Origin of the sequence: Nitratidesulfovibrio oxamicus (assembly GCF_015731765.1) — a bacterium.
GTDB lineage: Bacteria > Desulfobacterota > Desulfovibrionia > Desulfovibrionales > Desulfovibrionaceae > Cupidesulfovibrio > Cupidesulfovibrio oxamicus.
In genome coordinates, this window is record NZ_VRYY01000290.1 from 1 (window position 1) to 3323 (window position 3323).

3 protein-coding genes are annotated in these 3323 nt (G+C 66.1%); all 3 read right to left on the minus strand.

Annotated features, from left to right (window positions below; translation table 11 throughout):
* Nucleotides 1-69: 69 nt before the first annotated feature.
* The gene (locus FVW20_RS10455; RefSeq protein ID WP_196609457.1) at nucleotides 70-408 is read right to left on the minus strand and encodes a DUF6693 family protein; all 339 of its coding nucleotides are present in this window, start codon (nucleotides 406-408) and stop codon (nucleotides 70-72) included.
* 1421 nt (nucleotides 409-1829) lie between these two features.
* Entirely contained in the window at nucleotides 1830-2795 is a 966-nt protein-coding gene (locus FVW20_RS10460; protein ID WP_196609459.1) for a glycosyltransferase family 2 protein, read from the minus strand.
* A gap of 171 nt (nucleotides 2796-2966) precedes the next feature.
* Nucleotides 2967-3323, minus strand: a 357-nt coding sequence (locus tag FVW20_RS10465) for a DegT/DnrJ/EryC1/StrS family aminotransferase (RefSeq protein ID WP_196609460.1), incomplete at its 5' end; no start/stop codon positions are given.

Sequence of the window (3323 nt, forward strand, 5' to 3'; positions counted from 1 at the left end):
GCGCAGGCGGCGTGGGGATGGCGACGGGCGGGGCGTCGCCAAAGGCCGGGACCCGCGCGCCGGACCCGGCTACGCGGGTTCCACGCGGGTATGCGCGGCCACGTAGCGGCCCACGCCATACAGGTACAGGAAGTAGGCCAGCCCGAAGGTGACGATGGACAACAGCAGCCAGATCAGCGCGTGGCCCACCTGCGCCGCCATATCCAGGTCGCACACCAGCCGTTGGCGCGGTGCGCCGTCGCGCTCCACGTAGGTGCGGTTGATGATGAACTTGGCCAGGGCATACGGGTAGAAGAACACGCCGATGCCCAGCGTGCACACGGTGATCAGGAACCACAGCACGGCATGGCCGAAGCATTCGATCATGGTGACGTCGGTGCGGAAGGTGCCGGTGGTGAAGGGTGACATGGGGTCTCCGGTTGGGGGGAAGGGAAGGGGGAGGGGAAGGCGCACGGTGCGCAGAAAAAGGAATACCAAGAATGGATGCACCATAGCATGGTTGCGCGTGTGAAGGTCAAGCGGTGTGGGGGGGATAGTCGCGAGGTGGGGGGGGGACGGTGAGGGGGAAGGGAGAGGGAAGGGAGAGGGTTGAGCATTGTTGGGTGCGGCTTCTACGCAGGCACGACAGCCCTGTTGAATGCGCTTGATTTCGTTATGTCTCCGACGGGCAGGGGGTGTTGTAACGAACACCCCCTGCACCCCCGCGTTCCAGGGGGGCTTCGCCTCCCCTGGACCCCCGGCGTATCCTGCACCGCATTCCTTCGTCGGGCAGCTTCCCTGCGGCGCAGACGCCTTCGGGCGATCTGCCCGACGGAATGCGATGTGCGCGTTGCTCTCGGTGGCGTGTCGAGGGGTTGGAGGTGCGCGTAGCGTGGGGTGTCCTGCGCGGCGTCCCTGCGGCGTCAGCTTCCCTTCGGCGCAGACGCCTTCGGGCGATCTGCCGCCGGTGACGCCAATGCGCATGTGGCTCCCGTCGCTTTGGCAAAGCGCGGTTGCCTTTGTCCGCAGGCGTCCTGCACCACATTCCTTGCCGGGCAGCTTCCCTCGGCCAAGGCGCCTTCGGGCGATCTGCCCGGCGGAATGCGATGTGCGCGTTGCTCTCGGTGGCGTGTCGAGGGGTTGGAGGTGCGCGTAGCGTGGGGTGTCCTGCGCGGCGTCCCTGCGTGCAATCAGTGTGCATGCGGGTGTTGGGGGCTGTTTTGCTCAACGGGCACGGGACGTGCGTAGAAGCGTATGCCGTCGGGCTTTGCCGACGGCATATGCGTCGCAACGGGGGCGAAGGTAAAGGCACCTTGGTGGGATAAAGCCGGCGAGAGACAGGCGCACATCGCATTCCCGTCGCCAGATCGCCCGGAGGCGCCCAGCGCCGCAGGGAAGCTGGCGGCGAAAGGAATGCGGTGCAGGGCGACGCGGGGTTCCAAGGGGCCATCGCTAAATGGCCCCTTGCCCGCCGGAGGCATAACGAAATCGAGCGGATTCAACAGAGCTGGCGTGTGTTCGTAGAAGCCGCACCCAGCAGCGCATGACATCTTTCTGCCTCCCGCCGGAGGCATAACGAAATCGAGCGGGTTCAACAGGGCTGTCGTGCCTGCGTAGAAGCCGCACCCAGCAGCGCATGACATCCTTCTGCTCCCGCCGGAGGCATAACGAAATCGAGCGGGTTCAACAGGGCTGTCGTGCCTGCGTAGAAACCGCATCCAGCAGCGCATGACATCTTTCTGCCTCCCGCCGGAGGCATAACGAAATCGAGCGGATTCAACAGGGCTGGCGTGTGTTCGTAGAAGCCGCACCCTGCAGGGCACTACCTACCGTTACGGCATATGCCGCACCTACCGCCTCAGGAACGATGGCAGCGCAAAATACACCCCCGCCACCGCGTCGAACATCCCGCCCGGCAGGAAGGTGGCCAGCCGGAACAGCCGGAACTTCAACGACGACGCGGCATACGGGGCGATGGCCTCGCGCGCGGCAGCGCCTTTCCCCTCGCGCCACAGGGCCACCCCGCGCTGGAACGCCGCGCGGCGGCGCAGCAGCGCCACGAGGTCGGCATAGTCGCGCTCGTAGTCGCGGTACATGCGGATGTGCTTGGCAAGGATGGCTTCCGTCTCATCCGCGAACTGGGCGAACTTGCGGAAGGTGGTGCTGCCGCCGTGCACCCGCCAGCGGGCCAGCGGGGCATCCACGTGGTCCAGTTCCCAGTCCCAGGCGATGCGGTAGAACACGTCCGCCTCTTCGCACACGTTCAGCGATTCGTCGAACCAGTGCCCGCCCATGCCCGGCGCGTCCAGCGCGCTGCGGCGGATGACGGCGGAGGACATGGAAATCCACTGGGTGGTCATCAGTTCGCGGAACACCTTGCCGCGTGCGGGCGGCGCGGCCTGGAACTGGCGGCTCAGTTCCTTGTCGCCACTGAACATCACCGTGTCGCAACTCACCAGCCCCACGGCGGGGTTGGCGCGGAACAGCGCCACCTGCCGGGCCAGCTTTTCCGGGTGCCACAGGTCGTCGCAGTCAAGGAAGGCGATGAACTCACCCCGCGCCCGGGCAATGGCCAGGTTGCGCGCCGCGCCCAGCGGCACGGTGCGCTCGGCGCGGAAGTAGCGCACCTTGTCGCCGCAGCTCTGGGCGATGTCCGCGCTGCAATCGGAGGAGCCGTTGTCCCAGAACACGATTTCCCAGTCGTCAAGGGTCTGGGCGAACACGCTGTCGATGGCGGCGCGCAGGTGCTCGCCGCAGTTCAGGCAGTTCATGATCACGCTGACGGCAGGGGCGGAGTGGGCGGCGGTGTCGGTCATGGCAGTTTGTTTCTCGGGGAAGGAACCGGGGGAAGGGACCTTTTGAAAAAGGTCCCCTTCCCCCGGACCCCCATCCCCCAAAACTTTTCATTGGGGGGATGTGGTGGCGAACAGTTTCTTTGCCGTGGCAATCCGTATGCAGGGTTCGCGTGGACGGCAGAAAACGGCAACCTAGCGCAATGCCTCCAGCAAGGCATCGCACACCAGATCCACGTCGGCGTCGGTCATGCCGGGGTGCAGGGGCAGGGTGGTCAACTGGCTGCCCAGCATTTCGGTGACGGGCAGGGACTGCGCGCCGCCGCCGTAATAGGTCAGCAGGTGGTTGGGCTTGTAGTGCATGCCGGTGGGAATGCCCCTGGCCTGCAACGCGTCCACCACGTGGTGCTTTTTGTCGTCCAGAATGCGCACCGGAAAGATGTGCGGCACCACCACGTCGCGGGGGTCCGTGGTCAGCAGGGCCAGGTGCGGCGCGCCGGCAAGCCGCTGGCGGTAGCGCGCGGTCAGGCGCATGCGCGCCGGGGCGAATTG

Excerpts from the sequence above, each read along its gene's own strand:
- FVW20_RS10460 (WP_196609459.1), bottom strand. The coding sequence starts at position 2,795 with ATGACCGACACCGCCGCCCACTCCGCCCCTGCCGTCAGCGTGATCATG.
- FVW20_RS10455 (WP_196609457.1), bottom strand. The coding sequence starts at position 408 with ATGTCACCCTTCACCACCGGCACCTTCCGCACCGACGTCACCATGATC.